This is a genomic window from Pseudomonas sp. K5002, assembly GCF_013386655.1.
GTDB lineage: Bacteria > Pseudomonadota > Gammaproteobacteria > Pseudomonadales > Pseudomonadaceae > Aquipseudomonas.
Window position 1 is genome coordinate 1 of the sequence record NZ_JACARK010000413.1, and the last position, 4736, is coordinate 4736.

At 62.4% G+C, this 4736-nt stretch carries 7 protein-coding genes and 1 pseudogene; 3 read left to right on the forward strand and 5 right to left on the reverse strand.

All coding sequences use genetic code 11. From position 1 onward, the window contains the following. On the reverse strand, nt 1-438 hold a 438-nt coding region (locus HX846_RS19060; RefSeq protein WP_178965897.1), incomplete at its 3' end, for a DJ-1/PfpI family protein. A 167-nt stretch (nt 439-605) separates the two neighbouring features. On the opposite strand from HX846_RS19060, the gene HX846_RS19065 reads away from it, so the two are divergent. Next, complete coding sequence (locus HX846_RS19065; RefSeq protein ID WP_178965898.1) at nt 606-1283, forward strand: type 1 glutamine amidotransferase domain-containing protein; 678 nt, start codon at nt 606-608, stop codon at nt 1281-1283. Between the two features lie 99 nt (nt 1284-1382). After that, nucleotides 1383-2507, forward strand: coding sequence for an alkene reductase (locus tag HX846_RS19070; protein WP_178965899.1), 1125 nt, complete (start codon nt 1383-1385; stop codon nt 2505-2507). A 7-nt stretch (nt 2508-2514) separates the two neighbouring features. On the opposite strand, the gene HX846_RS19075 is transcribed toward HX846_RS19070, so the two are convergent. From HX846_RS19075 to HX846_RS19090, 4 genes and pseudogenes are all read right to left on the reverse strand, one after another. After that, nucleotides 2515-3120 (reverse strand): glutathione S-transferase, encoded by a 606-nt coding sequence (locus tag HX846_RS19075; protein WP_008431431.1) that lies wholly within the window; start codon nt 3118-3120, stop codon nt 2515-2517. 64 nt (nt 3121-3184) lie between these two features. Beyond that, on the reverse strand, nt 3185-3463 hold the full coding sequence (locus HX846_RS40420) for a zinc-binding dehydrogenase (RefSeq protein ID WP_372241989.1): 279 nt from the start codon (nt 3461-3463) through the stop codon (nt 3185-3187). After that, nucleotides 3443-3652: pseudogene (locus HX846_RS40425) on the reverse strand (phosphoesterase); the annotation flags it as partial. The pseudogene HX846_RS40425 and the gene HX846_RS40420, both read right to left, overlap by 21 nt. 113 nt (nt 3653-3765) lie before the next feature. Further along, complete coding sequence (locus HX846_RS19090; RefSeq protein WP_102369965.1) at nt 3766-4449, reverse strand: DNA-3-methyladenine glycosylase; 684 nt, start codon at nt 4447-4449, stop codon at nt 3766-3768. Between the two features lie 176 nt (nt 4450-4625). On the opposite strand from HX846_RS19090, the gene HX846_RS39625 reads away from it, so the two are divergent. After that, nucleotides 4626-4736, forward strand: a 111-nt coding sequence (locus tag HX846_RS39625; protein WP_256739839.1) for a hypothetical protein, incomplete at its 3' end; no start/stop codon positions are given.

Below are 4736 nucleotides of genomic sequence, written 5' to 3' on the forward strand. Positions count from 1 at the left end.
GTCGACCACGAACAGCTTGTCTTCCTCCAGGCGAATCTGCGGGTAGCGCTTGGCAAAGGCCGGTGCGTGCAGCCAGTGGGTGGTGGCGCGCTTGCCTTCGAGCAATCCGGCCTCGGCCAGCACGAAGATGCCCATGCACAACGAAGCAATCCGTCGCGACTGTTTGGACGCCGCCTGGACCAGCCTCGGCAGGCTGGCGTCAGGCAGTTGGAACTCCAGGTAACCGCTGACGATCAATGTGTCATAGCCCTCGGGCCGGATCGGCGTACTGTTCACCGAGAAGCCCTGGGACGTCATGATCGGGCCGCCACTTTCCGACACCAGGTGAAATTCATACGCCTGCTCGCCACGCAGCAGATTCGCGCACTCGAACACCGAGCCCAGGCTGAGGCTCAAGGATTGAAAGTTCGGGTACACCATCAGCGCAATGCTGTGCATCTCATCTCTCCAGGGGGCGCGGAGCGGTGATTGTCGGCGTGTGCCAGGGAAACGGCAACCGCCTTGGCGCAATGTCCGGAATCCTTGCGGACATGACATTGTGCGGTTTTGGCCCGGCTCCTAAGCTTGATTCCATTCCAACCCACATCACCCCGAGGCACTGGCACATGAAAGTATTGATGGTTTTGACTTCTCACGACCAGCTTGGCAACACCGGCCGCAAGACCGGGTTCTGGCTCGAAGAATTTGCTGCTCCCTACTACGCGTTCAAGGACGCCGGGGCCGACGTGACCCTGGCTTCGCCGGCCGGTGGGCAGCCGCCCCTGGACCCGGTCAGCGACCTGCCGGATTCGCAAACCGACCAGACCCGCCGCTTCGCCGCTGACCCGGCGGCGCAACAGGCCCTGGCCACCACCGTGAAGCTGGAGTCGGTCAACGCCGGCGACTTCGACACCGTGTTCTACCCAGGCGGCCACGGCCCGCTGTGGGACCTGGCAGAGTCGAAAACCTCCATCGCCCTGATCGAAGCCTTCGAGCGTGCGGGCAAGCCGATTGGCTTTGTGTGCCACGCCCCGGGTGCCTTGCGTCACGTCAAGGCGGTCAACGGCGAGCCGCTGGTCAAGGGCCGACGCGTCACCGGCTTCTCCAACTCTGAAGAAGCAGCGGTTGGCCTGGCCGACGTGGTGCCGTTCCTGATCGAGGATGATTTCAAGGCGCTGGGCGGCACGTATGAGAAGGGTGCCGATTGGCAGTCCTTTGTGATTGAAGATGGCCTGCTGGTCACCGGGCAGAATCCTGCCAGTTCCAGTGACGTTGCCAAAGCGCTGTTGAAGCTGACCGCGTAACCCGCTGAGTCCCCCCCAAAAGTACGTTGTTGGCGGCTCCCCTGAGCGGGAGCCGGCAGCTTCTGCTTGTCTGAAATTTGAATCCGGAACTTTCCCCCCATGAGCAACAGCGCTTTAGGTACCCCGATCAAACTGGGGCACCACACCCTGAAAAACCGCATCGTCCTGCCGCCGCTTACCCGCCAGCGAAGTGCCCAGCCCGGTGATATCGCCACGGACTTGATGGCGCTTTATTACCGCCAGCGTGCTACCGCCGGCTTCATGGTCAGCGAGGGCACGCAGATCGAGCCTCGCGGCCAGGGTTACGCCTGGACCCCGGGCATCTACACACCGGAGCAGATTGACGGCTGGCGTACCGTGACCGATGCCGTGCATGCCGAAGGCGGCGTGATCTTCGCCCAGCTTTGGCATGTGGGCCGCGTGTCCCATCACGAACTGCAGCCCGACGGCGCAGCACCCGTTGCGCCGTCGGCGATCCAGCCGCAGCAAGCCAAGGCATTCGTTGCAACCGGGCCCGGCACCGGTAAGTTGGTGCAGCCACCCGAGCCGCGCGCCCTGGCTACCGCCGAGGTCAAGGAGTTGGTGGGGCTTTACGCCCAGGCTGCAAAAAATGCATTGGCCGCAGGCTTCGATGGCGTGGAAATTCATTCGGCCAACGGCTACCTGGTCAACCAGTTCATCTCGGCGCATTCCAACCAGCGCGACGATGAATACGGTGGCTCACTGCACAATCGCCTGCGGTTCCTGCGGGAAATCGTCGAGGCGGTGGCCGAAGTAGTCGGCCCGCAGCGCCTGGGTGTGCGCTTTGCGCCGTTGTTCAGCGGCACTGACCAGGACCGGGTCTACATCGGCCTCGTCGAGGAAGACCCGCATCACACCTACATCGAGGCGATCAAGGTGCTTGAGGCGGCCGGCATCGCCTACGTGTCGATTGCCGAAGCCGACTGGGACAATGCCCCCGAGTTGCCCGAGTCGTTCCGCCAGGCGGTGCGTGACACCTTCAGCGGCCGGATCATCTACGCCGGCCGCTACACCGCAGAGCGCGGCGTGCGGCTGGTAGAGGCAGGGCTGGCAGACCTGATCGCGTTTGGCCGGCCGTACATTGCCAATCCCGACTTGCCCCGACGCCTGCTCAACGGTTGGCCGCTGAACCCGTTGAACGCGGACGGCCTGTATGGCGGCACCGAGGTGGGCTTCACCGATTACCCGGTGTATGCCGGGTAGGCACGGGCTACTCGATCGGGTATTTGCCGAATGCCGGGTGCTGCTCGGCGAGGGCCGCGTGGCGTTGCAAGTGGGGAAACGCATCGGCCTTCACGACGTCGGCTATCTTCAGCTGGGTGAAGGACCAGGCGACCGCCACCGTCAGGCTCGCCTGGGTCAGCGGCAAGTCGCTGTCGCGCTCGGCCACCCGCGCCTCCAATAACGCATAGGCCGCCAGCAGTTGTCCGGTCACGCGGTCGATCCACGGCTGATGCAGTTTTTCGGCGGGCCGCAGGTGATGTTCGTAGACGATCTGCACGGTCTTTTCGCACGCTGCCAGCGCCAGGCCGATCACTTGCAGATCCCTGGCAAGCGCTGGGGCTGACGGGGGCAGCAATCGGCTGCCGGCCGGCGCCAGGGCTTCCAGGTACTCGAGGATCAAGCCGGAATCCATCAGCACCGTGCCGTCGTCGAGCACCAGCGTCGGTGCCTTGACTACCGGGTTGATCCCGGAAAACTCATCGAAGGTGCTGAACACCGACAATGCCTGGTGTTCGAACGCGACGCCGTACAGTTCCAGGGAAATGGCCACGCGGCGCACGTAGGGCGAGTCCAGCATGCCGACCAGTTTCATGAAGCCTCCATTAACCGCAGTGTTTTGTTCTGATGACGTTATAAACCGTTTTTCCGCATGTTTATCAATCCACCCGCAACACAATCTTGCCGATATGGTCGCCACCTTCCATGCGCGCATGGGCCTTCGCGGCGTCGGTATAGGCATACACCTCATCGATCATCGGCAGGCAACGCCCGGCCGACAGCACCGGCCACACGTGTTCGCGCAGTTGTGCGGCAATCGCGGCTTTTTCTTCCCGGGTGCGTGAGCGCAACAACGAGCCGGTAACGATCGCGCGTTTGCCGAGGATCGCCAGCAGGTCGATGTCCTTGGCGCGTGCGCCGCCGAGGAAGCCCAGCAACAGGGTTTCTCCCAGTGACAGTGCGCCGCTGCCGGCCAGGGCGGCGATGGCGAACAGCAATACCGTGCCAGGTACGATCAGGCCGGCAATGGCCAGGCACTCCACGCACGCCACGATAAACACCGCCACGGCCAGCCATTGCGGGTTCAGGGTCAGCCAGCCGGTAATGCTATCGAGCCATGGGCCCATACAATCAACTCCCTTTTGTAGATCGTCCTTGTGGGAGCCCGGCTTGCCGGCGATGGCGTCCTTGAGTCCGCTATCGCCGGGCAAGCCGGGCTCCTACAGGTTTATGTATGTTTTCAAATCAAAAAATAGTCGCGGCCTTCGACCTGGCCCCGGCGCAGCGGGTTCCGTGTGCAATACGGCGCATAACCGGCATCGACGAAGCGGTACATCAGGTGTTCATCGCGCCCACCGGGAATGCCCAGGCGGGTGGTCTGGATGATCTGCGCTGGCGCCAGCCCTACGTCTTCCACGTAGAGCAGTTCCTGGTCAAAGCGCTTGGCGTCCCACATCGGCACCTTCAAACCCAGCGCCTTGCACAGCAAGGTCTGGCCGGCGCACAGCTTTTGCGAGGGTCGTGGCCTGCCGCTGGCGTCCGGGTTATTCAGCAGCATCTGCGCCAGGCTGGCCGGGCCGGAGACTTCGTCGACCCACGGATAGGCTGATTTGATCAGCACCGCATTGCCCGGACCGTGGGCGCTGAAGTTCAGCGAATCACCGCCGCGGGCGTAGTACATATAGATGTGCCCGCCATCCAGAAACAAAGCCTTACGCTTTTCTGTGTAGCCCAAGGACGCGTGGCTGCCTTTTTCGGCGAGGTAATACGCTTCGGTTTCGATAATTCGTGCCGACAGCCACAAATCACCAACACGATGGCGAATGACTTTTCCGAGCAATTCGCGCGCGAGCAGTTGCGCGTCACGGTCGAAAAAGCCGTCGGGCAGGGCGTTGGCGGGGATCAGCGGCGAGAAACTGGACATGGCGATCAAAGGTAATACGGCTAAATGTGACAGGATGATAACAACTCCAGCCTTAATTCCCGCTGAACGTCGGGTTTTTACAGTTCATTTCGACCATCCGCCCCTCACCGCTGTCCGTAGGACGGCGTCACAGCTATAATCTGCCGCTTTCCTCTTTGCCAAGACCCCACCAGACCATGACTGAGTCCGTTCTTGACTACATGACCCGCCTGGGTCGCGCTGCCCGTCAGGCCTCGCGGTTGATCGCCCGTGCGAGCACTGCGCAGAAGAACCGCGCCTTGCTGGCG